The following is a 23,950-nucleotide window of genomic DNA, read 5'->3' as shown; positions in this document are numbered from 1 at the left end:
GTGCCAACCAACCACGGTACGACCCAGTGATCAACCATGGGGGCGTATTACGACAGCGCTGTTGCGGCGGTATGTCAGCTGCTCCGACTCGGGTTTGACGGGCCGTCGGGGCGGTCGCGGTCCATCTCGTCGAACACCCGCTGGGCGGTGGCGAACGCGGAGTTCGCCGCCGGGACGCCGCAGTAGACCGCGCTCTGGAGCAGCACCTCGCCGATCTCCTCGCGGGTGAGGCCATTGGTGAGCGCGGCCCGCATGTGCATGGCCAGCTCCGCGTCGTGGCCGTGGGCGATGAGCGCGGTGAGGGTGACGCAGCTGCGGGTGCGGCGGTCCAGGGCGTCGCCGGTCCAGATCTCGCCCCAGGCGTAGCGGGTGATGAAGTCCTGGAACCGGGCGGTGAAGGGGGTCGTACGGGCGATCGCACGGTCGACGTGCGCGTCGCCGAGGACGGCGCGGCGGACGGTCATCCCGGCGGCGTGGCGGGAGGCGTCGTCGGCGGTGTCCGTGTCCGTCCCCGTGTCCTGGGTGAAGTGCGCGAGCAGCGCGGCCGTGACCGGCTCCGGCCGCTCCACCCCGGCCAGGTGCGCCGCCCCCGCCACCTCCAGCAGGCTCGCCCCCGGCACCGCGTCCGCGATCTCGCGGGCGTGCGCGGGCGGGGTGGCGGGGTCGTCGCGGCCCGCGACGACGAGCGTGGGCACGCCCGTGACGGACGGCAGCGCGGAGCGCAGGTCGTACGAGGCGAGGGCATCGCAGCAGGCGGCGTACCCCGCGCGGTCACAGGCCCGCAGGTCCGCCAGCAGCGCGATGGCGCGGGGCGAGTCGGCGAAGCGGTGCGAGAACCAGGTGCCCGGACGGCTCGCGACCATCGCCTCCGTCCCTTCGGCCCGTACGAGCGCGGCCCGCTCGCGCCAGGCCGAGGGGTCGCCGAAGCGGGCCGAGGAGCAGACCACGGCGAGCGACTCGACCCGCTCCGGGCGGTGCGCGGCCAGATGCAGACCGACCGCCCCGCCGATCGAGATCCCCGCGTACGCGAACCGCTCCCACCCCTGCGCGTCGGCGAGCCGCAGCACGAGGGCGGCGAGGTCGCCGACGGTGGCGCTGCCGTCGGAGGGCAGCAGCCCGGCGGGGGAGCGGCCGTGCCCCGGCAGGTCCCAGCGCAGCACGCGGTGCGTGCGGGCGAGGGCGGGCAACTGGGGCTCCCACACGGGGAGGGAGGTGCCGACGGACGGGCCGAGGATGAGGGGCGGGGCGGTGGCGGGGCCGTCGAGGAGGTGGTGCGGGAGGTCGGTGATCATGGTCGGCGCTCCGGGCGGGTGAGAGTGAGGATGAGGGGGAGCAGGGGCCGGGTCGTGTCCGGCGGTCGGGGCGGAGCCGCGCCTCGGTGCTGTTCCCCTCCCCGCCCCGTCCCTCAACTGGGGCTCCACCTCAGACCCCGGGGTGCAGGGGCAAAGCCCCCCACGCGGCGGAGCCGCAGATCGACACCGCGGGAAGGGGCGGGGTGAGGAAACGCGCCGCCGGACACCCCCTGGGGGGTTACGCGTCGCCGGGTCGCGGGGGGCCGGGGTCGTCGGGGCTTGCTCGGCGCAGCGCGCGGTCGACGAGCGCGGCGGCGGAGCCGGTGTAGCGGGCCGGGTCCGCCAGCTCCCGCAGCCGCGCCTCGGAGAGCGCGCCCGCGAGCTCCGGTACCTCCGCGAGTGCTGCCGCCAGCCCGACACCCTCCTCCCTCGCTCGCCGGGACGCCGCCGACAGCAGCTCCTTCGCGCGCGAGCGGCCGACGAGGGGCGCGAGTGCGGCGGCGATCCGCTCGCTGACGATGAGGCCGTCGGTGAGCGCGAGGTGTTCGCCCATCCGGCGCGGGAACACCCGCAGGCCCTCCGCCAGTTCGGCGGCCTCCCGCGCGGCCCCGCCCGCCAGCCGCAGCAGCTCGCGCAGCGGCTGCCACTCGGCGTGCCAGGCCCCGGCGGGCCGCTCGTCCTCGGCGACGAGCGAGCCGAGGAGGGTTGCGGCGAGCGCGGGCGCCTGCCGCGCGGCGGCGGCGATGAGCGTGGCGCGGACGGGGTTGCTCTTGTGCGGCATCGCCGAGGAGCCGCCCCCGCTGCCCTCGGCGACCTCCCCGATCTCCGTCCGCGAGAGCACCAGGACATCCGCCGCGACCTTGCCCAGCGCACCGACGGCGAAGGCGAGCGCGACCCCGAGGTCGGCCACGGGGGTACGCAGCGTGTGCCACGGCAGCGCGGGCTCCGCGAGCCCCACCTCGGCGGCGAACCGCGCCACGAGCCGCAGCCCGAGGTCGTCGCCCGACTCGGTCGCGCCGGCCGCGGCGAGTGGGCCCATCCCGGGCGTCGGGCCCGCTGCGGGCTCGGCCGTCGGGCTTACCGCGTTCGGGGCATCGGGTGTCTGGCCGCTGACCTCGCCGGGCCTCCGGCCGTCGGTGCCGGTGCCCGCAGCGGTGGTGCGGGGTGGCGCCGCCCTGTCGGCGGCCCCAGCCGTGGCGTCGTCGCGGCGGTCGGCGCCCGCACCCGGCGTCGGCCGTACCGCGGGGGGCCGCGCCCGGCCGGGCGCGGGTGCGCGCTCCGCGCCGCCGCCGGTCGGGTTCGGCACCCCGGGGACCCCGGGGTCCTCCGACAGCGCGGCGAAGGCCGCCAACGTACCGGCCGCGCCGCCCAGTTGGGCGGGCGGGCGCAGCGCGGCGAGGCGGGCGTGGGCGTCCAGGGTCAGGGCGCGCCAGCCCGCCGCCTTCAGGCCGAAGGTGGTGGGCACGGCGTGCTGGGTCAGGGTGCGGGCGGGCATGGGGGTGTCGCGGTGCTCGGCCGCTAGCCGGCCGAGCGCCGTGGCGGTACGCCCGAGGTCGGCCAGGATCAGCGGCAGCGCGCGGGCGGCGACCAGCATCGCGGCGGTGTCCAGGATGTCCTGGCTGGTCGCGCCCCGGTGAACGTACGCGGCCGCCCCCCGGTCCGTACGGGCCACGGCCGCCGTCAACTCGGCGACCAGCGGGATGACCGGGTTGCCGCCGGCGCGGGCGCGCACGGCGAGCTCCCGCACGTCGTACAGCTCGGCGCGCGCCGCGCCCGCCACCGCCCCGGCGGCCGCGGCGGGCGCCTGCCCGAGCGCGGCCTGGGCCCGGGTGAGCGCGGCCTCCGCGTCCAGCATGGCCTGGAGAAACGCCAAGTCCCCGGTGGCCTCCTCGACGGCCGACCCGACTCGCACCGGCGACAGCAGCCCGCTGTCGCCGGCGGAAGCGGCGGAAGCAGCCGCGTCGGAGCTAGCGGAACTCAAGGAAGACCGTCTCCCCCTCGCCCTGAAGGCGGATGTCGAAGCGGTACGTCCCGGGGTGGGGCCCGGCCGTCGCCACCAGGGTCTCGCGGCGGGCCGGGGGCAGCGCGGCGAGGAGCGGGTCGGCGGCGCCCGCGGCGGCGGTCTCGGGGAGGTAGACGCGGGTGAAGAGGTGGTGCAGCAGCCCGCGGGCGTGAACGCAGACGCTGATGTAGGGGGCCGGGGAGGGGGCGCCCGGGGGGAGGGTGCGGGCGGTCCAGTGGCCGTCGGCATCCGTGGGGACCCGGCCGAAGCCGGTGAAGTCCACGCCGTTGCGGCCCGCGTGGCCGCCGGTCACCGGGTCGCGCCGCATCGAGCCGGGGGCGCCGGACAGCGAGCCGTCCGGGCCCGCCTGCCAGAGCTCGATCAGGGCGTCGGGCACGGGGGCGCCCGCGCCGTCGTAGACGTATCCGTGCAGGGTGATGGCGTCCGCGTGCCCCGTCGGGGCCAGGTCGCCGCCCCCGGGGAAGGGCAGCGCGTAGCCGTAGAACGGGCCGACCGTGTGCGAGGGGGTGGGGGACAAGGGCTGTTGGGTGAGTTGTCGAGCGGGCATCAGCGGCCTTCTTCGATCCAGGTGGCGGACGGCCCGTCGAGGACGATGTCCCAGCGGTAGCCGAGCGACCATTCGGGCTGGGAGAGCGCGTGGTCGTACGTCGCGACCAGCCGCTGCCGCGCCCGCTCGTCGGTGACCGACTGAAGGATCGGGTCGTAGGCGAAGAGCGGGTCGCCGGGGAAGTACATCTGGGTGACCAGGCGCTGGGTGAACGCCGCCCCGAAGAGGGAGAAGTGGAGGTGCGCGGGCCGCCACGCGTTGACGTGGTTGCGCCACGGGTAGGCGCCCGGCTTGATCGTGGTGAAGGTGTAGCCGCCGTCGTCGCCGGTGAGGGTGCGCCCGACGCCGGTGAAGTTGGGGTCGAGCGGGGCGGGGTGCTGGTCGCGCAGATGCGCGTAGCGGCCCGAGGCGTTGGCCTGCCACAGCTCGATGAGCTGTCCGCGCACCGGGCGGCCCCGGCTGTCGAGGAGCCGCCCGGTGACGGTGATGCGCTCGCCGAGCGGTTCGCCCTGGTGCTGGATGGTGAGGTCGCTGTCGGTCGCGGTGATGTCGGTGTGGCCGAAGACGGGCGTGTGCAGCTCGACGGTCTCCGGGTCGCCCTCGACGGCGACGAGCGGCTGCGAGGGGTGGCGCAGCAGGCTGCTGCGGTAGGGCGGGAAGTCGCGCGGCGGGTGGTGGGCGGCGGGTGCGCCGTCGGCGCGGGCCTTGTCGTACCCCTCGCGGATGGTGGCGAGTTCGCCGTCGATGTCGGCCTGGGTGAGAGACATCTGAGTCACGGTTACCTTTCGAGTACGAGGGCGAGGCCCTGCCCGACGCCGATGCACAGGGTGGCCAGGCCCACCCCGGAGCCCGCCGCCGCGAGCTGGTGGGCCACGGCCCCGGCGAGCCGGGCGCCGGAGGCGCCGAGGGGGTGGCCGATGGCGATGGCGCCGCCGCGCGGGTTGACGAGGGAGGGGTCCAGGTCCGGCCACTCGGCGAGGCAGCCCAGCACCTGTGCGGCGAAGGCCTCGTTGAGCTCCAGGGTGGTCAGGTCGGCGAAGGTGCGGCCGGCCTTGGCGAGCGCGCGGTTCACCGCCTCGACCGGCCCGAGGCCGAAGTACTGGGGCTCGATGCCGGTGACGGCGGACGCGCCGATACGGGCCAGCGGCTCGCGCCCGGTGGCCGCGAGCCCCTCCTCGTCGACGAGCAGCAGCGCGGCCGCGCCGTCGTTCAGCGGGGAGGAGTTGCCGGCCGTGACCGTGCCGCCGTCCTTGCGGAAGGCGGGCTTCAGCTTGGCGAGCGATTCGAGGGATGTGTTGTGGCGGATGGTCTCGTCCCGGGGCAGGTCCACGCCCTCGTACGGCACGACCTCCGCGTCGTACGCCCCTTCCTGCCACGCCCGCACCGCCTTCTCATGGCTGGCCAGCGCATACGCGTCCTGCGCGGCGCGGCCGATGCCGTGCCTGTCGGCGATCAGCTCGGCGCCCTCGCCGAGGGCGACGGTCCACTCGGGCGGCATGTCGGGGTTGGTCATGCGCCAGCCGAGGGTGGTGGAGTACAGCTGCTGATGCCCGGCCGGGAAGGCCCGCTCCGGCTTGGGCAGCACCCAGGGGGCGCGGCTCATCGACTCCACGCCCCCGGCCAGCGCGATATGCGCGTCGCCGACGGCGATGGCGCGGGCGGCCTGGAGCACGGCCTCCAGGCCGGAGGCGCACAGCCGGTTGACGGTGGCGCCGGGCACGGTGACGGGGAGCCCTGCCAGCAGGACGGCCATCCGGGCCACATCGCGGTTGTCCTCGCCCGCGCCGTTGGCGTTGCCGAAGTAGACGTCGTCGATGCGGGCCGGGTCGAGGTCGGGGGTGCGGGCGAGGAGGGCGCGTACGACATGGGCGGCCAGGTCGTCGGGGCGCACGCCCGCGAACGCGCCGCCGTACCTGCCGACGGGTGTGCGGACGGCGTCGACGATGTAGACCTCGCGCAGGGTGCCGTTGCTCATCTGTATCAAGCGTCCTTTCCGGCGGACTTTCCCGCGTTCTTGAGGGCGCGCAGGGCTGCCAGCTCCTGGGGCGTCGGCGGCTCGGTCGCGCCGAGCTCGTCGCTCACCCGCAGCTCCCAGCCCGTGGCGGCCCGTACCTGCTCCACAGATACCCCCGGGTGCAACTCGGTCAGCATCAGCTCCGCGGTCGCCGGGTCGGGCCGCAGCACGCCGAGGTCGGTGATGACGGCGACCGGGCCCGCGCCGGGCATGCCCAGCTTCTTGCGGTCGCCGGGGCCGGCGCCATGGCCGAGGGTGGTCACGAAGTCGAGCTTCGGGACGAAGTTCCGGGTGGAGTGGCGCAGCACCATCAGCACCTTGCCGCAGTTCGAGGCGATCTCGGGCGCGCCCCCGGCGCCCGGCAGCCGCCCCTCCGGCTTGTCCGGGCCGCGGTTCACGACCGTGGTGTTGATGTTGGCGTAGCGGTCGACCTGCGCGGCGCCCAGGAAGCCGACGTCGATCCGGCCGCCCTGGAGCCAGTAGTTGAACATCTCCGGCACCGGTACCACGGCGTCCGCGGTCTCCGCGAGCTCGCCGTCGCCGATGGACAGCGGCAGCCGGGTCGGCTTGGAGCCGATCGTCCCCGACTCGTAGATGAGGACGAGGCCCGGATTGACCGTGGCGCGGGCGAGGTTGGCGGCGGTGCTGGGCAGCCCGATGCCGACGAAGCAGGTCCTGGCGCCGGCGAGCGCGCGGGCGGCGTTGACCTCCATCAGCTCGTCGCGGGTGAAGTCCGAGCTTGTGGTGTGGTCGGTCATCGCACGACAGCCTTCGCGCTCTGTTCGTTGCGCACGTGCTCCTCGATCCATTGCGTGAACGCCTCGCGGTCGCGGGCGATCGGGTCCCAGGCCTGGTAGAAGGCGTTGTCCCGGACGGAGTAGCCGGAGGCGTACGAGGGGTGGGCGCCGCCGGGGACGTGGGCCACCGCGTCGATGACCCAGGTCGGCAGGACGACCCCGCCCGGCCGCGGCTCCAGCGTGTCGACGATCTCCTCCACGGTCACCAGGACCCGGTCGGCGGCGAGCGCCGCCTCCTTCTGCACGCCGGTCAGGCCCCACAGCTGGACGTTGCCGTGCCGGTCGGCCTGCTGCGCGTGGATGACGGTGACATCCGGGTTCAGGGCCGCGACGGCGGCCAGCTCCTCGCCGGTGAAGGGGCAGACGACGGTGGAGACCGTCTCCGTACGGGACGGGATGTCGCTTCCCCGGTAGCCGCGCAACACGGCGAACGGCAGCTTGGAGGCGCCCGCCACATAGCGGTTGGCCATGCCCGCGTGGCTGTGCTCGTCCAGCTCCAGGGGGCGCGGCCAGCCGTTCTCCACGGCGTCGCGGAAGCGGTGCAGCGAGCCGACGCCGGGGTTGCCGCCCCAGGAGAAGATCAGCTTGCGCACCAGTCCGGCGCCGATCAGCTGGTCGAAGATGACATCGGGGGTCATCCGGGCGAGGGTGAGGTCGGTGATGCCCTGACGGATGATCTCGTGCGCGGCGGCGTACGGGATCAGGTGGGTGAAGCCCTCCATCGCGAGGGTGTCCCCATCGTGGACCAGGTCCGCCACGGCGTCGTGCAGGCTACGAATGTCGGCCATCGTCACTCCGGGAGGCAGATGCTCAGTGTGCTGATTATTTTTGTCTGCCCGGAACGCTGTCATCGACCCGGGGGCTCAGTCAATAGAGCTGAGGAAGGAAAGGTTGCACTCGACAGGTGTGCTTCGCCAGGGCAGAATTGTTCAGTGTACGAATGAAATGCGAGGGAAGAGGGCGGCGGGGGTATGGGCGCGGTCGATCTGAGCACTCACCCCGGGCATCTGGCCCGCCGGCTCCAGCAGGCGCACTCCCTGCTGTGGGGCGCGATGGTCTCGGAGGAGACGACCTCGCCGCAGTTCGCGGTGGTCAACGCGCTCGTCGAGAAGCCGGACATCGACCAGCGCACCCTCAGCGAACACGTCCACCTCGACCGCTCCACCATCGCCGACGTCGTGGCCCGGCTGGCCCGGCGGGGGCTGCTCGAGCGGGTCCGCGACCCACGCGACGGGCGCCGCAATGTGCTCAAGCTGACGGAGGAGGGCGTCCGTGTCCACCGCAAGCTGGTCACGCGTACGGCGCGGATGAACCGGGTCTTCCTCGCGCCGCTGGACGAGGAGGAGCGCGAGACGCTGCTGCGGCTCATCGCGCGGGTGGCGGACGCGGCGGAGGAGCTGCGGGCGTAGGCGGCACTACGCGCGCAGGCCGCCGAACCCCCCGCTTCCGCTGACCGTGCGGGCCGCCACCGTCAGGGAGTTGACGAAGCGCGGCAGCCGTTCCGCCGTGAAGCGGGTCGACGGGCCGCCGAAGGACAGCGCCGCGACCACCTCGCCGCCCCGCGCCCGTACCGGGACGGCCACCGCCGACAGCCCCTCCTCGTGCTCGCCGTGGCTGACCGCGTACCCGTTGCGCAGCGTCTCGGCCACCCAGCGGCGCAGCGTCGTGGCGTGGGCCGGGCCGTGCGGGGAGCGGCGGGCGACCCGGTCGAGCAGCGTGTCGTCCGCCTCGAGCAGCAGCACCTTGGACGGGCCGCCCGCCCACAGTGGCAGTTCGTCGCCGACCTGCACGACATGGCGCAGCGCCTGTGGCCCCTCCTCCTGGGCGATGCAGATGCGGTGCGCATCGCGCCGCACGTACAGGTGCACCGTCTCCCGGTGTTCCGCCGCGAGCTCGCGCAGCGCCCGGCGGGCGGGGGCGGGTAGCCGCCAGCCCTGGTCCGCCATGCGGACCCAGCGCAGGAAGGCGGGGCCCGCGGTGTAGCGGCCGTGTTCGTCCAGCCAGAGCAGGCCGTTGAGGCGCAGGGTCTGAAGGATCCGCAGCACGGTGGTCTTGGGCAGGCCGCTGGCGGTGACGATCTCGCGGAGGGACAGCGCGGGGCGGTGCTCGTTGAACAGCTCCAGGATGTCGATGGTCCGCTGGACCGTCCGCATGCCCCGGGCCTCGCCGCCGGCACTGTCTGTGCTTCCTGTGCTGTCTTCGCTCACTCCGCCGCTCCTCGCCGTCCGGTCCGCCCGGCGGACCCGTCCGGGCCCCATATGGACGCACAGTATGGACCGAGGTCCGCTGCGCGGACCAGGGGCGGGGCAGGGTGGGTAAGGGCTTTCTGGCATGTCAGGCCCGGGTTTCCCGCTCGGCCGCCCGTTTGACGCCGCGGTTACTCGCCAGCGACCTCTTGTCGATGCTCAGCGTACGTTCTATCGTCACCGGCGCACGGACCCCAAGGTCCGTTCAGCGGACCAACTCCCCAAGTCCGCCCTCCCCTCCCCACGTAGGAGACCCGGTGAAAGCAGCCGTCCTCACCGCTCCCCGCCGCATTGAGACAGTCGACGACTGGCCGGAACCCGAGTGTGGCCCCCACGATGTCCTGGTCCGACTCGAAGGCATGGGCGTCTGCGGCTCCGACCTGGCGGTCTTCGACGGCGATCGGGCCGTCCCGGCGCTGCCGTGGGTCGTCGGCCACGAGGGCTTCGGCCGGATCGTCGCCGTCGGCGGGCGGGTCGTGGACCGCGCCGTGGGCCAATGCGTGGTCATCGAGCCGAACTACGCCTGTCTCGACTGCCCCGAGTGCGCCCGCGGCCTGACCTCCGCCTGCACCAAGCGCGTCATCGTCGGCATGAACGCGCCCGGTCTCCTCGCCGAGCGGATCGCCGTCCCCGCCCCCTTCGCCCACCCCGTCCCCGACACCACCGACCCCGCCGACCTGGCCTGCGCCGAGCCGTACACCGTGGCCCGTACCGCCGTGCGGCGCGGGGGAGTCGGGGCCGGGGACAAGACCCTGGTCGTCGGCGCGGGCGCGCAGGGGTTGCTGCTGTGCCAGGCGCTGCTGGCCATCGGCGTCCGCCCGGCCGTCGTGGAGCCGCACCCGCGCCGGCTGGCGCACGCCGAGGTGCTCGGCGCCCGCGCGGCGGACGACGGCGAGGGCGGCTTCACGTACGTCTTCGAGTCCTCCGGGGTGGCCGCCGCGCTGGGCGCGGCCCTGGAGCGCACGGTTCCCGGCGCCACCGCCGTCCTCGTCGGGCTCGGCTCGGCGGGGCTGCCGCTCAGCGTCAACCAGCTGGTCCGCTCCCAGCTCACCCTGCGCGGCTCGCTCATCTACGACCACCCCGGCGACTTCACGGCCGCACTGGCCGACATCACCTCCGGCGCGGTGCGGCCCGGCGCGGCCATCGACGCCCGATTCCCGCTGGAGGACGCGCAGGAGGCGTTCGCCGGGGCCCGCGAGCGGGCCGGCAAGACCTGGATCTCCCTGGACCCGGAGGACGGCGGGCGCAACGATGACGACAACTGACGCCCCCGGGCTCACCCTGTCCGCCCTGACCCTGCGCACCGCCTCCTTCGGCGAGCGGGTCCGGGCGGCCGCGCAGGCCGGGTTCACCGGCATCGGCCTGGCCGTGCACCAGTACCGGCAGGCCCGCGAAGAGGGCTGGACCGACGCCCGGATGGCGGCCCTGCTGACCGAGTACGGCGTGCGGCTCACCGAGGTCGAGCTGCTGCGCCACTGGGCGCGGCCACAGCGCTACGACGAGCGGCGGCGCAGCGAGGACGACACCGTCTTCCACATCGCGGAGACCTTCGGCGCCCGGCGCGTCAACGCCGGGATGTTCGACGAGCACCCGTACCAGGACCTGGTCGACGGGCTCCGCACGGCCACCGAGCGCGCCGAGCGGGCGGGCGCGGTGCTGGGGCTTGAGTTCATGCCGTTCTCCGGCATCCGCGACCTGAACCTCGCGGCGCGCCTCGTGGCCGCCGTACGGGCTCCGCGCCCGGCAGGGGCCGCGTCCCCGGGGCTGATCCTCGACGCCTGGCACCTCACCCGGGGCCGCACCCGCCCCGAGGAGATCGCGGCCCTGCCGCCGGGCGCCGTGGTGAACGTCCAGCTCGACGACGTGCTGCCCACCCCGCTGTCCGACACCCTGCACGAGGCCCGCCACCAGCGGCAGCTGCCGGGGGAGGGGGCGGCGGACCTCACCGGGCTGCTGCGTCTGCTGCGCCGGGCGGGCATTGAGGCGCCCGTCTCGGTCGAGGTCCTCTCCGACGACCTCGACGCCCGCGTACCCGCGGAGACCGCGGCGCGCGCGTACCGGACCACGTGTCGCGTCCTGGCCACGGCCGCCGTGGCCGCCCCTGCCGTCTGAGTGCCCGCCGAGTCGCGTGACGGGGCGCTGTCACGCCCGGCGCAGGTGCGCCGATCGTGGTGAATCGAGGTCCGTACAGCGGACCAAGGAAACCATTCAACGGTCTCCGTCGCTAGCATGGCCCTTGTGACCGTGACTCAACAGCCCCCCACCCCGGCCGACTGGTGGGTGACCGCGGACCAGTCGCTCACCCTCGCCGACCGGCACGCCGGCGCCGCCCACACCGCCCCCGATCTGCTCGCCACCCTCCGCGAGATCGCCGAGGCCCGGCGCGCCACGGACTCCGCCCTCGGCGCCGCCGTCCAGGCGCTGCTCGGCTCGGGCCGCGGCTGGGACGAGATAGCCGCCGCCCTCGGATTCCCCGACGCCGAGACGGCCCGCCGGGCCACCGCCCCCGCCCTCGAGGGCGCCCGCCGTGCCCTCGACAGACGAATCGGACACCACTGACGATGACCACCACCCCGCCCCGCGTCCTGCTGCTGCACGGCCCCAATCTCAACCTGCTCGGCGAGCGCGACCCCGCCACCTACGGGTCCACCACGCTCCAGCAGATCGAGGAGCGCACGACCGTGCTGGGGCAGGAGCTGGGCGCCGAGGTGCGGTGCGCGCAGAGCAACAGCGAGGGCGTGCTGGTCGACCTCGTCCACCAGGCCCGCCACGACGACGGCATCATCTTCAACCCCGGCGCGTACGCGCACTACAGCTACGCGCTGCGCGACGCGGTGGACGCCGTGGCGGGCCTGGGCGTGCCCTGTATCGAGGTCCACATCTCCAATGTGTACGCTCGCGAGCCGTTCCGGCACACGTCGGTGACGGCGGCGGTGAGCCAGGGCTACCTCTGCGGCCACGGCGTCTTCGGCTACGAACTGGCGCTGCACGCCGTGCTGAACCGGATCGAGGAGCGCCGCCGTCTCAACGGCTGACCGGATTGTTGATCAGACCCCGAGATCCACGGACATCAGGGCGGCGAGGCGCTCGACGGTCCCCCGGGAGTTCACATGGAGCCCGTCCAGGTCGAGCCCCTCGTCACCCCTGACCGCCAGCAGCGCCTGCTCTCCGATGGCGTAGACGACGAGGTGGCCCGACTGCGCGCGGGTGACCACCTCGCGCAGCCCGCCGATGGCGACCTCCCCGGCGGTGCGCCGGGCGAGGCCCAGCGCGGCGGCCGCGAGCGCCGCCACCGACTCGGCGTGGATCTCGTAGCTGTCGGAGGCCACGAGAAGGCCGTCCGCGGTGGCGACGAGGGTGTCGCTCACGCCAAGGACTTGTTCCCGCAGGTCCTTCAGTTCCTGGACCAGTCCTTCATCACTCACTACGAGAACTCCTTGCGCCGTGTGCGGGGGGTGTTGCTGCTGCGTTCAGTTGGTCGGACGGTTGGTGCCAGGCCGGCGCCGGGGCAGGGCGGCGGGCGGCAGCGGGACGGGCGGTACGGCGGCGGGGGCGCCCCCGCCCTGGGCGGGCGTCTCCCGGGCGGGCGTCCTGATCGCGGCGCCGGCGGCCCCGGCGGGACCGGTGGGCGCCGGCGCGGGCCTGCCGTCCAGCAGGCCGCGGGCGGTCATGGAGACGATGTCGGTGACGACGGCGAAGGTGCCGCGCCCGATCAGAAAGGCGATGTCACGGGGGGTGTGCCTGCCGTTGGCGTGCATCAGGATGTCGCGGAACCGGGGGTTCGCCACGCCGCTCGGGGCGGCCCGGCCCGTCACCCGGTGCATCACCAACTGCTGGGGTGAGCCCCACCGCCCGGACAGCTCGGACAGCCGGCGGCGGTTCTCCCGCAGCAGATCACGCGGATGCACCCCGGGCCGTACGGGAAGCGGGAGGTTGACGGCTCCGGGCTCGGCCTGCCACCGCTCCGGCCGGTTCAGCGCGAGGGTGAAGGCCGCGTCGTACAGGGCGGAGACCGTGACGACCTCCAGCTCCGCCGCGCCCACCCCGGCGGTCGCCGTCAGCTCCTCCGCCACCCGCTCCTCGGCGGCCCCGGCGGCGAACGCCACCGACCACTCCCGCTCGGTGATCCGCCCCGACTTCAGCAGCAGGGACTCGGGCCCGGGGGCGCCCGGGGTGACGATCCCCGCGATCAGCCCCTCGCGCAGATGCATGACCCCCGCCGGACTTCCCTCGATCCGCAGCACCCCGGTGAACCGGCGCTCGCTCAGCTCCGTCAAATGGCCCCGGAAGTCGTTCATGCGAACAATTGCCGTGCGTGGTCGTCGATCTGACGGGTCGCCAGCGCCAGGTTCGTGCTCTCCCTGGCCAGCGCGACCACCAGCAACAGGGCGTCGCCCCGCTCCCGGGGCACCACGCGGGTGAGGTAGTGACACTGCGTGGTGGTCACCGTGATGTTTTCCAACTCCCCATCTCCCGTTGCGGCTTCAAGCGTGTCCGAAACCGTACGGGCGTCGTCACAGGCCTGCGCGGCGCGCGGCAGCGCCGAGCGATCACCGCTGAAGCCGTACTCCAGCCCCGTGGTGCCGTCCACCAGCATGGCGGCGCTGACTCCCTGGTGATCAAGCAAATGGCGCATGGACATGGCCAGTTGGGACACCCGGCCCCCCTTCGCTCCCGGAGGGCCGCGACAATACCCTTCGATCACAATTTTGGCGAGAAAGAACTCGGCCGATCACAATCTGCGTAAAAATCGTCAACAGGTGTGCTTCCCTTGCACGTTACGTGTTGGTGTCCGTCGCCGCACGCGCTCTGCCGACCATCCTGCTCGCCATTCGCCGTACGGCGTGACGACCCGCCGAAGACCTCGAAGGAAGTGCTGATGAACCTTGAGACCGCTCTGAAGGAGGCCATGACGATCGACGGAGCCCTGGGGGTGGCCGTCGTCGACTACGAGAGCGGGATGACACTGGGCACCGCCGGCGGCGGCAACGGCCTCGACCTGGAGCTGGCCGCGGCCGGCAACACCGAGGTCGTCCGGGCCAAGATCCGCACGCTGGCCAGCCTCGACATCCGCGAGTCCATTGAGGACATCTTGATCACCCTGAGCCAGCAGTACCACCTGATCCGACCGCTCCAGCAGTCGAACGGCTCGCTCTTCCTCTACATCGCCCTGGACCGCCAGCGCGCGAACCTCGCCCTCGCGCGTCACAACCTGCGCAAGATCGAGCAGGGCCTGGAGGTCTGACCCACGCGCACCCCGGCCCACCGGCCCGCCGGCTGCCCGGACCTCACGGGCAGCCGGGGCCCGGCGCGCCGCTCATGTCTGTCAGGGGAGGTCCAGGGCCCGCCGCGCCTGGCTGATCACCCGCTGGGCGTCGGCCCCGAAGACGGCGGACTCGCGGAGGGTGTTCCAGGCGCGCAGGTAGGTGGCGATGCTGGGGGCGTCGTTGATCCAGAGTTCCGCGTGCCACTCTTCTGCCATCACCAGCCGTTCATCGTAGATCCAGAAGCCGTTGGCGGGCTGGATCTTCAACGGTGCGGTGAACGGCACGATCCCCAACTCGACCGTGTCCAGGCCGATGACGCTCATCAGCCGGTCGAGCTGCGCGGCGAGAACCGAGGGCGGGCAGACGAGGGCACGTAGGGCGCCTTCCCACATGATGATCCGGTACTGCTTGCGCGAGTCGTACAGCCCTTCCTGGCGCCGCAGCCGGGCGCGTACCGCGGCCTCGATGTCTCGTGGAATCTTGTGCAGGTCGGCGTTGCGAGTGAAGACGGCGCGTGCGTAGTCGGCCGTTTGGAGCATGCCGGCGACGAGGCAGCTTTCCCAGATGCGGAGTGTGGCTGTTCGGTCATGCTCGGCGGTGATCGCGTCTTGTACGGGCTTGAGTCCCGAGGCCAACTGGCGGCGCCAGGACCGAATATGCGACTCTAGTCCGTTGAGCCGCGAGAGCAGTTCCTCTGCGGCCTCCGGCTGATCGGTCGCTGTCGCCCAGGCGCGGAGGTCCTCGGCCGTCGCGGTCTGGCGCCCGTTCTCCAGCTTGTAGATCTTGGAATGTGGCCAGCCCAAGCGCTCCGCAAGCTGTGTGCCGGTGAGCTGCCCCTCAGGGCACGAGGCGCGCAGCGCCCGAAGTCTCGCCCCCAGAGCCACCCGCGCCTGTTGGAAGTCAGTGCTCACCGGTCACACGCTACTCGCAAGCTACGTGGTCAGCCGCGCTGCGAACGTCTCGTACGGGATCGCGTAGTGCCACGCCGCGTCCCGTACCTGGACATAGCGGTTGACCTGGGCCGGCTCCGTGATCAACTCGATGTCGACCAGGTTGTCGTCGTCGTCGAAGTTGAGCAGAGCGACGAGCCTGGAGTCGAAGATCCAGAAGTCTTCGGCGGGCAGGCGCAGCCGGTTTGCCTCATCGCGCGACAGGTTGCGGATGTCCTCGCCCATGTCCTTGTTCCGTGCCGCACTGTGAAGGAGGTAGCGCTGGCCGATCGTGGGCGGATTGTCGACGATGCGCACTCGCTCGACCCGCTTGCCTTGCTGCGTTTGCTCACGGATCGTGGCGAAGAACGGAGCGTAGAGGTCCAGCGGAGCCTCGCCGGTCTCGACGAACTCCTGGTAGTCGGGGGCTGATTCGTCACTTGCGAACCGGCGCCGGGTCTCCAGCCGCCAGGCGGTGTGCTCGAAGGTCTCGAAGAGCTTGCCGAAGGCGTCATGGCTGACCGTGCACGGCGTGCGGGTGACTTCCTTGGGGCCGAAGTCGACCAGCAGTTCGCGCGGTACCACGATGGGCGTCTCGCCTTCGCCCAGGTGCCTGAGCTGGGCAATGTCCTCGGGGTCGGTGAGTGGTGCTCCGTGCACGATGATCTCTCCGCTGTCCAGGTCCTCATGCACCGCGGGGCAGCCGCCGAGGTTGGAGCCTGTCCCGTTGAAGCGCAGTCGTCGCGCCATACCCACGTCCTTTCATCGGGTGGTGAGCCACCAGCATTCCGGAGCTTCGTCGCTCTGCGCTATATAGCTCTCTACACAACGTGAGAACAAACAAGAACACCCCGCCAATGTGCGAGAACATTCGAGAACATCGCGTAGCGTCGCTCAGTTCCACCTCCCTAGCGTCCTGTTCATGCAGGAAACAGCGGGAGTGTGACGATGAGAATCCGCGAACAAGACATCGAGGCATTGGGCGCCGACAGCCACCGGGCGGCGAGGACCGAGGCCCATGCCATGGCCGAACTGCTGCGCCAGGCCCTGCAACGCCTCGGCTTCACCCCGGACGTGCCGCACGGCGTTGAAGGCGGGGAGCTGTACTGGCCGACCGTGCGAGGCGAGCTCACGGTGTCCGGCTATCCGCTGGTGGCCCTCGGTCGCATCCCTCTGGACAGCGCGAACAGACTCGCGGATGTCCTGATGCGGGCCGCGCTGGAGGAGCAGACGAAGAAGGCGCCCTCGGCGTAGACGGAGGGCGGCGCCCATCCCGCCCCACCTCTTGAGACCCCGTGCCGGCTGGACCGGAGCCCTGGCAGGTCGAGCCCAGCCGGAACGGGTGCACGTGCACGACGGCGCGAGGAGAGCCCCCGTGCCGACAGCACAGAAGGGAATCATCCCGATGCGGCTGGCAGGACACAAGGCCGTCTTACGGCAGGACCCGGACGACGGCGACACCATGCCCGACACCGACGCGCCATCGCCCCCTACGGGCGGCGGTTGCGGTGGCGGCGACGGCTGCGGCCGTCAGTAACCCCAGCAGACGGGGGCGGCCCCGGCACCATCCGGGGCTGCCCTCTGCGGTCAGCGAAGGCGGCACAGTGCAGCACCACCATCACGGCTACACCTGGCTCGGCTCAGCCCGCGACCTCCTCAAGGACGGCCCCAGACGACCGATCCACCCCGAGTACAAGGCCACCAGGACCGTCCCTCTCGAACTCGCCCACTGGCTCCTCAAACCCGCCACCTTCATCCAGGGAACCTGGACCGACCCCGCCCAGGCCGCCGAATGGTTCGCCGCCCTCACCCGCGAGCACACCGCCTCATTCGCCTCCGATCACGACCGCGACAGCGAAACCTTGTCCGCGCAGTTCCAGCGCATTGCCAAGGCTCTCGCGGCCGGGGAGGACATCGTCGGAGGCTGGTACCTCACGGGGCAGCGGTTCCTCTCCGTATGCCTGATCGCCTGTAGCCCTCACCGCTTACGCCCCGAGATCGCCTGCCCGCAGCGGTGAACGTCAGTCGTCAGCCCGCGAGCGCGTCGTACCGCACACCCGTGAGCCGTTCCGACGCCGCCCACAGCCCCCGTCCCGCCTTGTCGTCCCGTGTCCACTTGGCGCGGGCCGAGCGGGTGGGGGAGCCGCGCCACATTCCGAAGGGCGGGCCGAAGAAGTCGTCCTGGTGTACGCCGGGGGCGGTGGCGGCGTAGAGGGTGGGGAGGGCGCCGCTGTCGGGGGACTGGGCGAAGAAGCGGTTGCCGATCTCCATGAAGCGCTGGGTGCCGCGGCGGCCCTCCATCTTGGGGGCCGCGGTCTGGAGGTTGGTCGAGGCGTAGCCGGGGTGGGCCGCGGCGGCGGTGAGCCGGGCGCCGGTCGTGCGAAGGCGGCGGGACAGCTCGTGGATGAAGAGGAGGTTGGCGCTCTTGGAGCGGGCATATGCGGTCCAACGCCCGTATTTGCGCTCCATGTTCAGGTCGCGCGGGTCGACCGTCCCCAGCATGTGCATAAAGCTGGAGACGCTGACCACCCGGGCCCCCGGGCCGGCCTCCAGCAGCTTGGGCAGCAGCAGTCCGGTCAGGGCGAAGTGCCCCAGGTGGTTGACTCCGAACTGCATCTCGAAGCCGTCGGCGGTTCTGCGGTAGGGGAGGGCCATCACGCCCGCGTTGTTGATCAGCAGATCGAGCCGGTCGCCCTTGTGCTCGGCCGCGAAGGCCCGTACTGACTTCAGGTCCGCCAGGTCCAGCGGCGCGACCCGCACATCCGCGCCCGGCGCCTGGGCCCGGATCCGCTCGACGGCCTCGGCGCCGCGCGCCTCGCTGCGGCAGGCCAGCACCACCTGGGCGCCGTGGCGGGCGAGCTCGCGAGCGGTGATGTAACCGATGCCGCTGTTGGCGCCGGTCACCACGGCGGTGCGGCCGGTCTGATCGGGGATGTCGCTCGCGGTCCAGCCCTTCATCACGCGCTCCTTCGCCGTCTGTCACGGTCCGCGCTACGCGCCGGTAGCCCTGGCCTCCGGCGACAGCCTAAGCGCGACTCCGCGAAGGTGCGAGGTGGCGGCCGGGTGGCTGCGGCAGGGGGGCGAGGACGGGCTCCCCGCCACCGTGCGTTCCCCTCGGGTCACCAATCACGGGCGGCGATCAACTCTTCCGGATCTGCGTCCGTGAACCCATACGCCGACGCCACGAACCAGAAGCCTTCGGATATCTCCTCACGCGCCACGGTCTCGATTTCACTCCCCGCTGCCTCGAACTCCGCCTCCAGCAGATTGAACTCCTCCGTCGCCGCCTTGGTGAGCGCATACAGCGCGGCCAGATCCGACGGCCGCTCAGCCTCAATCCGCTCGCACAACGTCAGCAGAATCGCTACGCCTTTGTCGATGACGTGGTCCGGGAAGTATTCGTCCTCGTACAAACCCGGTAGAAATGCATGCGCTGCCACCTGCTTGTTTGTGATCGGCATAGTGCTTCCTCATTCTCTTCGAAGAACCGACGCGTCGATCATGCCCGACACCACTGACACGCCCCCAGTTAGGATGGCGCGCATGACTGACAGTCGGTTGATCAAGAGCAGCATGATTCCGTCCGAAGGGAACGTCGACGGCTTTGCTGTGGCCGAGGTGAATGGACGGCTGTTGGTGGTTTGCGTCAGTCGCGACGACGTGTGGACATGGGACCCGCTCAGGGACGAGTGGGTGGAGCGGCCACTGGCCGATTTCGACAACGGATCGTACGGAATTCCCGTGTACCCGGACTTTCACCATATAGACGTGACCGTCGCCGATGGGCGGGTGCTGTTCGCCGCGGGCGGGCAGCACCAGGGGCCGGGCCTGTGGGACGTGATGAGCGGTGAGCTGCTCAACGCCCCGCCGGAGTTTCGCAGCTGCGTTCACGCTCTGGCCCTGACCTCGGTGGGCGGGCGCACGACGCTCGTGGCCGGTGCGGCCGCTCCCGAGGTGTGGGTATGGGATCCCTCGGATCCCGAGGTCGAGGCGTGGGGGCCGACGGATGACGAGTTCGCGGAGGAGCAGGAGCCGCGGGAGCTCCCCGGCCACTCCGACGATATGAGCGGTCTCGTGGTGGGGCGGCTGCGCGGGCGTCATGTGGTGGTGTCGGGCGGCGACACCGAAGTTCTGTTGTCGGATCTCGAGTCCGAAGAGCTGCTCCACAAGTGGTCGGCGGGCGGACTGGTCCACGCCGTTGCCCTGTCCGAGGTCGGTCGCCGTCCCGTGGTGCTGGCGGTGACCGATTCCGGTGAGATGCGGATCTGGGGTGCGGTCGGCGGCGAGCCGGTCGGCCATTTCCCCACGGGGCACACGGAGCGCGTGTCCGCCTTGGCCGCCACTGTGGTCGGAGCCCGGACACTCGCGGTGACCGGCAGCGACGACGGGACGGCCCGGGTCTGGGATCTCGCCGAGGGGCGGCAGATCGGGGCACCGCTCGCCGGCCACGAGGGCGAGGTCTGGGCCGTGGCGATCGCGCCGCTGGACGGCCGCCACGTGGTGCTGACGGCGGGCCGGGGCGGGATCGTACGCGTCTGGGACCCATCGGTCTGACGCCGCGCCCTCAGGTCAGCCCTGCAAGCTGTAGAAGTGGATCGGCGAGTTCGGCTGGAACCCGATTCGCGGGTACACGGGCGCCCCGGCGACGGTCGCGTGCAACGTGGCGCGGGTCAGCCCGGTGGCCCGGGCGCCCTCGTGCAGCGCCTTGCGCGTGACCGCCTCGCCGTAGCCCCTGCGCTGCCACTGTGGGTCCGTGGCGACGAGCACGACGAAGAGGCGGCCTTCCGCCTCGACCGTCGCGGCACACGCCACCGGAACGTCGCCCCGCATGGCGACGTAGGCGTGCACCTCGTTCTTCCAGAGCCTGGAGCCGTCGAGTCCGTCGCGGCCGTCCTCCAAGGGGAAGCCGTAGGCGCGTGAGTTGAGGTCCGCGTACGCCCGCAGGTGCTCATCGGACGTCACGCGCACGAACGTCAGATCGGGGTGGGCCGGCTCGGGGATGGGGAGCAGATCCCCGGCCATGCCCGTTCCCGGAAAGGCGCACTGAAGACCCGCCCGCTCGGCCGCCGCTCCCAGCGCGGAGCGAGCCTGGCCGTCGAGCAGGTCCTCGAAGAGCCACAGGAAGCCCGGCTGCTTCTTCGAGCGCATGATGGCCGCGGCCTGGCTCAGCCGCTGCCCGACGAGCTCCGATTCCGCGCCCACCTCGGTCAAGGTGACGCAGTTCCAGAAGGCGAATCGGCAGTCGGCCCAGCGAACGGCGATCCCCGGAAGGTCGCGTACGTCCGCCCCCGCATCGCGGTCGAGGACCATGGCGCGCCAGACCGCGGCGAGCTGCTCCATTGATTCGATGGACTCCGCGAGATCGGTCACTGTAGGTACTTTACTCGCGACATGTCGTGCCTTCGGCTGACTTCCGTGCGAGCCGTGCGGACCGGCACTCGAACCACACTTCCTTGCCGGTGGGCGTGGGCAGGGCGCCCCAGCGGTGGGCGGTGCTGCTGAGGATGAACATGCCCCGCCCGCTCTCGGCGCACCAGTCCGGTTCGCGGACGGTGGGGAGCGTGGGCTCCGTGTCGCTGACCGTGGTGTGGACGCCGTCCGGGGTGTTCTGGAGGCGGAGGTGGCACTCGCCGGAGTCGGTGTGCTTGTGCACGTTCGCGAGCACTTCGGTGGCGCAGAGCGCCACGGCGTCGACGAGGTCGTCGCGGCCCCAGAGCCGCAGGTGGGCGCCGATGATGCGGCGAACGCAGATCAGTATCTCGGGGGCGGCGTGCAGGTGTTGTTCGTAGTGCTGGGAGACCTCTTCAACTGCCATGGCAGGCACGGCCTTTCGGTGACGATCGGTGATGTGGCCGATCGTGGACCGAACATTGTCACTCAGGCAATTGGTGTCGGGTGGTATTCACTCCATCGGGTACATGTCGCGTTCAGCGCTTGTGACCCCTCTTCGCCGGGCGACAGCATGCGCCCATGACGCAGAGCGATATGCCCACCATGCGCAGCCGGCGGCTCGGAAGTGAACTGCGCCGACTGCGCGTTGAGGCAGGGCTGAGGGTTCAGGACGCCGCCGATGCGCTGGAGTGCGGGCACCCGAAGATCAGCCAGATCGAGAACGGCAAGCGAGGCATCCGCCCGCTGGATCTGACGGTGCTGTTCAAGCTCTACGGGGTCGAGGACGAGCGCCAGTGCGCGAGTCTCAGGCGGCTGGCGAAGGAGATCCACAAGGTCGATTGGTGGAGCAACCAAGGTCCGATGCTCCGCGACACCCTGAAGGACTGCCTCACGCTCGAAGCCGACTCCGAGTTGGTGCGCACGTACGAGTCCATGGTCATCCCCGGACTGCTGCAGACCGAGGCGTATATGCGGCAGACGTTTTCCGTGCACCCGTCTGAGCGCGCGGAAGTCCTGGTGGAGACGCGCATGAGGCGTAAGCAACTGCTGGACAACCAAGGCAACTTCTGCCTGCGAACTATCATCGATGTCCCAGCCCTGCACCGAATCGGCGGCTCACCGGACGTGGTGCGCGGGCAGCTCGAATATCTTCAGCAGGTGGCGGAACGGTCTAACGTCAAGGTGCAGATCCTGCCGCTCGACGCAGCCCTACCGCAGGATCAGTTGCCACCGCTCACCATCTTCCGTCAGCGGGGTGAACCCCCGGCCGACATCGTCTGGTTGGAGCACATCACTGGTGGTAGCTTGCTCGAACAGCGGCAGGACGTGCTGCGCTACTCCACTGCCTGGGACGAGCTGACAGCCGCTGCGCTGTCTCCCGCCGCTTCGCAGCAGTACATCCGAGATCTCCTCTAGGACGTAGACCTTGATATCCGAGCTCGACGGCGCAACGTGGCACAAGAGCAGCTACAGCGGTAGTGACAACAACTGCGTCGAACGCGGCATCCTCCCCACCGGCCGCCAAGCCGTCCGCGACACCAAGGACCGCGACCTCGGCGCCCTGCTCTTCGAGCCATCGGCCTGGCAGGCGTTCGTGGACGCCGTCCGTGAGGGCGAACTCGACGGTTAGCCCAAATCACCGGTGGCTCATCCGCACGGCGTTGAGGTTGTGGTGAGTATGAGACGGCGACACGCCGTAACGTCGGCGTGTCGCCGTCTCATACTCACCACAAAGTCAGTTGGCGGGCTCAAGGTCGTGGAATTCAGGCAGTGCACGGAGTCGCGGCGGGACGCCGACCTGCGGTGAACGCGGCCGGCGGGACACCCATGAAGTGGCGGAACTCGGCCGTCATGTGGGACTGGTCGTAGTAACCCGCCGTCGCGGCGATGTCCGACCACCGGCCGGCATCGGCCGCGAGCACGGTGCGAACGCGGTCAATGCGTGCGAAGTGCTTGGGGGACAAGCCGGTGCCGTCGGTGAACAAGGTGTACAGGCGGCGCTCACTGATGTGCAACCGGGCCGCGGTTGTGGCGACGGTGGCGCCGGCCAGTAGGCGTGCCGCCTCTTCGAGCCGCTCCGGGGGCTCCGGGCGGTCGGCCAATGCTTCTTCGAGGGCGGCGATCGGATCGGCGGCGAAATGGTCAACGTCCAGGCCCGGTAATTCGCGGAGCGGCAGGGCCCGGTCGGCGAGATCACGCAGCGGACGGCCGAGGAGGGCTTGCGCGCGACCCGGCCGCATGCGAACCCGCACGCACGAATGGCCGGGCGCGCTGACGTGATAGCCGGCCCGGGTGCGGGGGCCCATGACAATCAACTCGCGCTTGTCGCTGCGCAGGAGAAGCGTGATGGCGTGATCGGGCACGTCGACCGCCGGTGAACCGGCCGCCGCAGCGACATCGATCCCGGCCACCCAACGCAGAAGGGCAGGCGGCACGACAAGAGAGCTCACGCCGTCCACGATAGTGCCGAAACTTCCTATCACGCGGAGTGAGAGCGCTGTCATCGTCAGGGCATGATCCTTGTTACCGGTGCCACCGGCACCATAGGCAGTTTTGTCGTCCGTCTGCTCACCGAGCGGGGCGTGCCGTTTCGTGCGATGTCCCGCCGCGAGCGGCCCAACGGAGTGCGGGCTGACTTCGACGACCCGGCGTCCCTGGCGGACGCGTTGGCCGGCGTCGACACGGTCTTCCTGGTGACCGTGCCGCCCGTGCCGACCGCGCACCATGACATCGCCCTGGTGACGGCTGCGCGGGCGGCGGGCGTCCGTAAGATCGTCAAGCTGTCCGCGATCGGCAGCGGCGAGCGGTTCGAGGGCGCGACCGTCGGCGCATGGCACCTCGCCGCGGAGGAGGCGATCGAGGCCGGCGGGCTCGTGTGGACGATGCTCCGCCCGCCGAGCTTCGCGTCGAACTTCCTGCGCTACCGGCCACTGATCCAGGCCGGAGAACCGATCCCGAACATGACCGGCGATTCCCGGCAGGCCATCGTCGACCCGAGGGACGTGGCCGCGTTCGCCGTTGCCGCCATGACCAGCGATGCGCACGACGGGCAGCGGTACGACCTGACAGGGCCAGAGCTGCTGACGTTCACAGACCAGGTGGCGATCCTGGAGCGCGTGCTGGAACGGCCGATCAAGACCACCGACGCGGGCGCGCTCGACCAGTTGCCAGCCGGGATGATCACTGGCATCGGCTGGGCACGCGCTGGCGGTGCGGCCTACGTCACCGACCACGTGCCGCGGGTGCTCGGCCGACCGGCGGGCACGTTCGAGCAGTGGGCACGCGATCACCGGGAGGCATTCGCGGCAATGCCGTAACCCGCCGCCGACGGCCGCTGGGCTCCCGGGTCAGAGGCCCTCGCGCGGCGGATGAGGCTACGTACGGTGATGGCGGCGCGCTGCTCTGCGAGCCGTCCGCCTGGCAGGCGTTCGTGGATGCCGTCCG

Annotated in this window: 31 protein-coding genes; 13 read left to right on the top strand and 18 right to left on the bottom strand. The window is 71.5% G+C overall.

Going from position 1 to position 23,950, the window contains the following annotated elements:
* Positions 1-74: 74 nt before the first annotated feature.
* From pcaDC to ACZ4WQ_RS04465, 7 genes are all read right to left on the bottom strand, one after another.
* Positions 75-1,292: a bifunctional 3-oxoadipate enol-lactonase/4-carboxymuconolactone decarboxylase PcaDC gene (pcaDC, locus tag ACZ4WQ_RS04495; RefSeq protein ID WP_468022048.1), complete on the bottom strand. Its 1,218-nt coding sequence runs from the start codon at positions 1,290-1,292 to the stop codon at positions 75-77.
* A 238-nt stretch (positions 1,293-1,530) separates the two neighbouring features.
* Entirely contained in the window at positions 1,531-3,147 is a 1,617-nt protein-coding gene (locus ACZ4WQ_RS04490) for a lyase family protein (protein ID WP_468022098.1), read from the bottom strand.
* A 112-nt stretch (positions 3,148-3,259) separates the two neighbouring features.
* A complete protein-coding gene (gene pcaG / locus ACZ4WQ_RS04485; protein WP_468022047.1) occupies positions 3,260-3,862 on the bottom strand; it encodes a protocatechuate 3,4-dioxygenase subunit alpha in 603 nt (200 codons plus the stop codon).
* Positions 3,862-4,629 (bottom strand): protocatechuate 3,4-dioxygenase subunit beta, encoded by a 768-nt coding sequence (pcaH, locus tag ACZ4WQ_RS04480; RefSeq protein ID WP_468022046.1) that lies wholly within the window; start codon positions 4,627-4,629, stop codon positions 3,862-3,864. Before pcaH ends, pcaG begins: the two co-directional genes overlap by 1 nt.
* 11 nt (positions 4,630-4,640) lie before the next feature.
* Positions 4,641-5,837: a thiolase family protein gene (locus ACZ4WQ_RS04475; protein ID WP_385341451.1), complete on the bottom strand. Its 1,197-nt coding sequence runs from the start codon at positions 5,835-5,837 to the stop codon at positions 4,641-4,643.
* A gap of 5 nt (positions 5,838-5,842) precedes the next feature.
* On the bottom strand, positions 5,843-6,634 hold the full coding sequence (locus ACZ4WQ_RS04470; protein WP_398369545.1) for a CoA-transferase subunit beta: 792 nt from the start codon (positions 6,632-6,634) through the stop codon (positions 5,843-5,845).
* The gene (locus ACZ4WQ_RS04465; protein ID WP_468022045.1) at positions 6,631-7,461 is read right to left on the bottom strand and encodes a CoA transferase subunit A; all 831 of its coding nucleotides are present in this window, start codon (positions 7,459-7,461) and stop codon (positions 6,631-6,633) included. Before ACZ4WQ_RS04465 ends, ACZ4WQ_RS04470 begins: the two co-directional genes overlap by 4 nt.
* 183 nt (positions 7,462-7,644) lie before the next feature.
* Between ACZ4WQ_RS04465 and ACZ4WQ_RS04460 the strand changes: the two genes are divergently transcribed.
* Complete coding sequence (locus tag ACZ4WQ_RS04460; RefSeq protein ID WP_358845185.1) at positions 7,645-8,082, top strand: MarR family winged helix-turn-helix transcriptional regulator; 438 nt, start codon at positions 7,645-7,647, stop codon at positions 8,080-8,082.
* A 6-nt stretch (positions 8,083-8,088) separates the two neighbouring features.
* On the opposite strand, the gene ACZ4WQ_RS04455 is transcribed toward ACZ4WQ_RS04460, so the two are convergent.
* The gene (locus ACZ4WQ_RS04455) at positions 8,089-8,880 is read right to left on the bottom strand and encodes an IclR family transcriptional regulator (RefSeq protein ID WP_468022044.1); all 792 of its coding nucleotides are present in this window, start codon (positions 8,878-8,880) and stop codon (positions 8,089-8,091) included.
* 296 nt (positions 8,881-9,176) lie between these two features.
* Here ACZ4WQ_RS04455 and ACZ4WQ_RS04450 point away from each other — a divergent pair, with 296 nt between their 5' ends.
* From ACZ4WQ_RS04450 to aroQ, 4 genes are all read left to right on the top strand, one after another.
* Entirely contained in the window at positions 9,177-10,184 is a 1,008-nt protein-coding gene (locus ACZ4WQ_RS04450; protein ID WP_468022043.1) for a zinc-dependent alcohol dehydrogenase, read from the top strand.
* Complete coding sequence (locus ACZ4WQ_RS04445; RefSeq protein ID WP_311722603.1) at positions 10,171-11,031, top strand: sugar phosphate isomerase/epimerase family protein; 861 nt, start codon at positions 10,171-10,173, stop codon at positions 11,029-11,031. The genes ACZ4WQ_RS04450 and ACZ4WQ_RS04445 overlap by 14 nt, the downstream gene beginning before the upstream one ends.
* A 126-nt stretch (positions 11,032-11,157) precedes the next feature.
* Positions 11,158-11,478 (top strand): hypothetical protein, encoded by a 321-nt coding sequence (locus ACZ4WQ_RS04440; RefSeq protein ID WP_385341458.1) that lies wholly within the window; start codon positions 11,158-11,160, stop codon positions 11,476-11,478.
* A gap of 2 nt (positions 11,479-11,480) precedes the next feature.
* Positions 11,481-11,954 carry a type II 3-dehydroquinate dehydratase gene (gene aroQ, locus ACZ4WQ_RS04435; protein ID WP_468022042.1) on the top strand — a complete coding sequence of 158 codons (474 nt, stop codon included), beginning with the start codon at positions 11,481-11,483 and terminating at the stop codon, positions 11,952-11,954.
* A gap of 12 nt (positions 11,955-11,966) precedes the next feature.
* Here the strand turns inward: aroQ and ACZ4WQ_RS04430 are convergent, their stop codons facing one another.
* The 3 genes from ACZ4WQ_RS04430 to ACZ4WQ_RS04420 are packed head-to-tail and all read right to left on the bottom strand — an operon-like array spanning position 11,967 to position 13,576.
* The gene (locus ACZ4WQ_RS04430) at positions 11,967-12,344 is read right to left on the bottom strand and encodes a roadblock/LC7 domain-containing protein (protein ID WP_311722606.1); all 378 of its coding nucleotides are present in this window, start codon (positions 12,342-12,344) and stop codon (positions 11,967-11,969) included.
* A gap of 45 nt (positions 12,345-12,389) precedes the next feature.
* Entirely contained in the window at positions 12,390-13,217 is an 828-nt protein-coding gene (locus ACZ4WQ_RS04425) for a hypothetical protein (RefSeq protein WP_358845191.1), read from the bottom strand.
* Complete coding sequence (locus ACZ4WQ_RS04420; protein ID WP_358845192.1) at positions 13,214-13,576, bottom strand: hypothetical protein; 363 nt, start codon at positions 13,574-13,576, stop codon at positions 13,214-13,216. Before ACZ4WQ_RS04420 ends, ACZ4WQ_RS04425 begins: the two co-directional genes overlap by 4 nt.
* A gap of 222 nt (positions 13,577-13,798) precedes the next feature.
* Between ACZ4WQ_RS04420 and ACZ4WQ_RS04415 the strand changes: the two genes are divergently transcribed.
* Positions 13,799-14,164 carry a hypothetical protein gene (locus ACZ4WQ_RS04415; RefSeq protein ID WP_361182540.1) on the top strand — a complete coding sequence of 122 codons (366 nt, stop codon included), beginning with the start codon at positions 13,799-13,801 and terminating at the stop codon, positions 14,162-14,164.
* Between the two features lie 81 nt (positions 14,165-14,245).
* On the opposite strand, the gene ACZ4WQ_RS04410 is transcribed toward ACZ4WQ_RS04415, so the two are convergent.
* Complete coding sequence (locus ACZ4WQ_RS04410; RefSeq protein WP_468022041.1) at positions 14,246-15,097, bottom strand: helix-turn-helix domain-containing protein; 852 nt, start codon at positions 15,095-15,097, stop codon at positions 14,246-14,248.
* A 21-nt stretch (positions 15,098-15,118) separates the two neighbouring features.
* Positions 15,119-15,865: a DUF6879 family protein gene (locus ACZ4WQ_RS04405; RefSeq protein WP_468022040.1), complete on the bottom strand. Its 747-nt coding sequence runs from the start codon at positions 15,863-15,865 to the stop codon at positions 15,119-15,121.
* A 198-nt stretch (positions 15,866-16,063) separates the two neighbouring features.
* On the opposite strand from ACZ4WQ_RS04405, the gene ACZ4WQ_RS04400 reads away from it, so the two are divergent.
* From ACZ4WQ_RS04400 to ACZ4WQ_RS04390, 3 genes are all read left to right on the top strand, one after another.
* Positions 16,064-16,369, top strand: a complete 306-nt coding sequence (locus tag ACZ4WQ_RS04400) for a hypothetical protein (protein ID WP_398369560.1) — start codon at positions 16,064-16,066, stop codon at positions 16,367-16,369.
* 121 nt (positions 16,370-16,490) lie between these two features.
* A complete protein-coding gene (locus tag ACZ4WQ_RS04395) occupies positions 16,491-16,652 on the top strand; it encodes a hypothetical protein (protein WP_361182537.1) in 162 nt (53 codons plus the stop codon).
* Between the two features lie 67 nt (positions 16,653-16,719).
* Complete coding sequence (locus tag ACZ4WQ_RS04390) at positions 16,720-17,133, top strand: hypothetical protein (protein ID WP_468022039.1); 414 nt, start codon at positions 16,720-16,722, stop codon at positions 17,131-17,133.
* Between the two features lie 10 nt (positions 17,134-17,143).
* Here ACZ4WQ_RS04390 and ACZ4WQ_RS04385 read toward each other — a convergent pair whose 3' ends face one another.
* Both ACZ4WQ_RS04385 and ACZ4WQ_RS04380 read right to left on the bottom strand, forming a co-directional pair.
* Positions 17,144-18,073, bottom strand: a complete 930-nt coding sequence (locus tag ACZ4WQ_RS04385) for an oxidoreductase (protein ID WP_468022038.1) — start codon at positions 18,071-18,073, stop codon at positions 17,144-17,146.
* Between the two features lie 161 nt (positions 18,074-18,234).
* The gene (locus ACZ4WQ_RS04380; protein WP_468022037.1) at positions 18,235-18,576 is read right to left on the bottom strand and encodes a DUF5713 family protein; all 342 of its coding nucleotides are present in this window, start codon (positions 18,574-18,576) and stop codon (positions 18,235-18,237) included.
* 40 nt (positions 18,577-18,616) lie between these two features.
* Here ACZ4WQ_RS04380 and ACZ4WQ_RS04375 point away from each other — a divergent pair, with 40 nt between their 5' ends.
* Positions 18,617-19,669: a WD40 repeat domain-containing protein gene (locus tag ACZ4WQ_RS04375; RefSeq protein ID WP_468022036.1), complete on the top strand. Its 1,053-nt coding sequence runs from the start codon at positions 18,617-18,619 to the stop codon at positions 19,667-19,669.
* A 15-nt stretch (positions 19,670-19,684) separates the two neighbouring features.
* Here ACZ4WQ_RS04375 and ACZ4WQ_RS04370 read toward each other — a convergent pair whose 3' ends face one another.
* Positions 19,685-20,485, bottom strand: a complete 801-nt coding sequence (locus ACZ4WQ_RS04370) for a GNAT family N-acetyltransferase (protein WP_468022035.1) — start codon at positions 20,483-20,485, stop codon at positions 19,685-19,687.
* A 10-nt stretch (positions 20,486-20,495) separates the two neighbouring features.
* A complete protein-coding gene (locus tag ACZ4WQ_RS04365) occupies positions 20,496-20,930 on the bottom strand; it encodes an ATP-binding protein (protein ID WP_468022034.1) in 435 nt (144 codons plus the stop codon).
* A 155-nt stretch (positions 20,931-21,085) separates the two neighbouring features.
* Here ACZ4WQ_RS04365 and ACZ4WQ_RS04360 point away from each other — a divergent pair, with 155 nt between their 5' ends.
* Together ACZ4WQ_RS04360 and ACZ4WQ_RS04355 are read left to right on the top strand one after the other, a co-directional pair.
* Positions 21,086-21,922 (top strand): helix-turn-helix domain-containing protein, encoded by an 837-nt coding sequence (locus ACZ4WQ_RS04360; protein WP_468022033.1) that lies wholly within the window; start codon positions 21,086-21,088, stop codon positions 21,920-21,922.
* 10 nt (positions 21,923-21,932) lie between these two features.
* Positions 21,933-22,136, top strand: a complete 204-nt coding sequence (locus tag ACZ4WQ_RS04355; RefSeq protein WP_398369576.1) for a DUF397 domain-containing protein — start codon at positions 21,933-21,935, stop codon at positions 22,134-22,136.
* 133 nt (positions 22,137-22,269) lie between these two features.
* Here ACZ4WQ_RS04355 and ACZ4WQ_RS04350 read toward each other — a convergent pair whose 3' ends face one another.
* A complete protein-coding gene (locus ACZ4WQ_RS04350) occupies positions 22,270-22,956 on the bottom strand; it encodes a helix-turn-helix domain-containing protein (protein ID WP_385341484.1) in 687 nt (228 codons plus the stop codon).
* 63 nt (positions 22,957-23,019) lie between these two features.
* On the opposite strand from ACZ4WQ_RS04350, the gene ACZ4WQ_RS04345 reads away from it, so the two are divergent.
* Complete coding sequence (locus ACZ4WQ_RS04345; protein ID WP_385341486.1) at positions 23,020-23,823, top strand: NAD(P)H-binding protein; 804 nt, start codon at positions 23,020-23,022, stop codon at positions 23,821-23,823.
* Positions 23,824-23,950 lie beyond the last annotated feature (127 nt).

The sequence above is a fragment of the Streptomyces sp. NPDC028305 genome, from assembly GCF_055569495.1.
The sequence above is the reverse complement of the archived record's forward strand: the minus strand, read 5'-3'. Positions and strand labels throughout refer to the sequence as shown.

Bases quoted from the DNA above. Each gene is read 5' to 3' on its own strand.
- ACZ4WQ_RS04345 (WP_385341486.1), top strand. From the start codon at position 23,020: ATGATCCTTGTTACCGGTGCCACCGGCACCATAGGCAGTTTTGTCGTC.
- pcaDC (WP_468022048.1), bottom strand. From the start codon at position 1,292: ATGATCACCGACCTCCCGCACCACCTCCTCGACGGCCCCGCCACCGCC.
- aroQ (WP_468022042.1), top strand. From the start codon at position 11,481: ATGACCACCACCCCGCCCCGCGTCCTGCTGCTGCACGGCCCCAATCTC.
- ACZ4WQ_RS04380 (WP_468022037.1), bottom strand. From the start codon at position 18,576: ATGCCGATCACAAACAAGCAGGTGGCAGCGCATGCATTTCTACCGGGT.
- ACZ4WQ_RS04425 (WP_358845191.1), bottom strand. From the start codon at position 13,217: ATGAACGACTTCCGGGGCCATTTGACGGAGCTGAGCGAGCGCCGGTTC.
- ACZ4WQ_RS04360 (WP_468022033.1), top strand. From the start codon at position 21,086: ATGACGCAGAGCGATATGCCCACCATGCGCAGCCGGCGGCTCGGAAGT.
- ACZ4WQ_RS04445 (WP_311722603.1), top strand. From the start codon at position 10,171: ATGACGACAACTGACGCCCCCGGGCTCACCCTGTCCGCCCTGACCCTG.
- ACZ4WQ_RS04400 (WP_398369560.1), top strand. From the start codon at position 16,064: ATGAGAATCCGCGAACAAGACATCGAGGCATTGGGCGCCGACAGCCAC.
- ACZ4WQ_RS04490 (WP_468022098.1), bottom strand. From the start codon at position 3,147: ATGCTGGACGCGGAGGCCGCGCTCACCCGGGCCCAGGCCGCGCTCGGG.
- pcaG (WP_468022047.1), bottom strand. From the start codon at position 3,862: ATGCCCGCTCGACAACTCACCCAACAGCCCTTGTCCCCCACCCCCTCG.
- ACZ4WQ_RS04405 (WP_468022040.1), bottom strand. From the start codon at position 15,865: ATGGCGCGACGACTGCGCTTCAACGGGACAGGCTCCAACCTCGGCGGC.
- ACZ4WQ_RS04465 (WP_468022045.1), bottom strand. From the start codon at position 7,461: ATGGCCGACATTCGTAGCCTGCACGACGCCGTGGCGGACCTGGTCCAC.
- pcaH (WP_468022046.1), bottom strand. From the start codon at position 4,629: ATGTCTCTCACCCAGGCCGACATCGACGGCGAACTCGCCACCATCCGC.
- ACZ4WQ_RS04475 (WP_385341451.1), bottom strand. From the start codon at position 5,837: ATGAGCAACGGCACCCTGCGCGAGGTCTACATCGTCGACGCCGTCCGC.
- ACZ4WQ_RS04415 (WP_361182540.1), top strand. From the start codon at position 13,799: ATGAACCTTGAGACCGCTCTGAAGGAGGCCATGACGATCGACGGAGCC.
- ACZ4WQ_RS04470 (WP_398369545.1), bottom strand. From the start codon at position 6,634: ATGACCGACCACACCACAAGCTCGGACTTCACCCGCGACGAGCTGATG.
- ACZ4WQ_RS04460 (WP_358845185.1), top strand. From the start codon at position 7,645: ATGGGCGCGGTCGATCTGAGCACTCACCCCGGGCATCTGGCCCGCCGG.
- ACZ4WQ_RS04385 (WP_468022038.1), bottom strand. From the start codon at position 18,073: ATGAAGGGCTGGACCGCGAGCGACATCCCCGATCAGACCGGCCGCACC.
- ACZ4WQ_RS04365 (WP_468022034.1), bottom strand. From the start codon at position 20,930: ATGGCAGTTGAAGAGGTCTCCCAGCACTACGAACAACACCTGCACGCC.
- ACZ4WQ_RS04375 (WP_468022036.1), top strand. From the start codon at position 18,617: ATGCCCGACACCACTGACACGCCCCCAGTTAGGATGGCGCGCATGACT.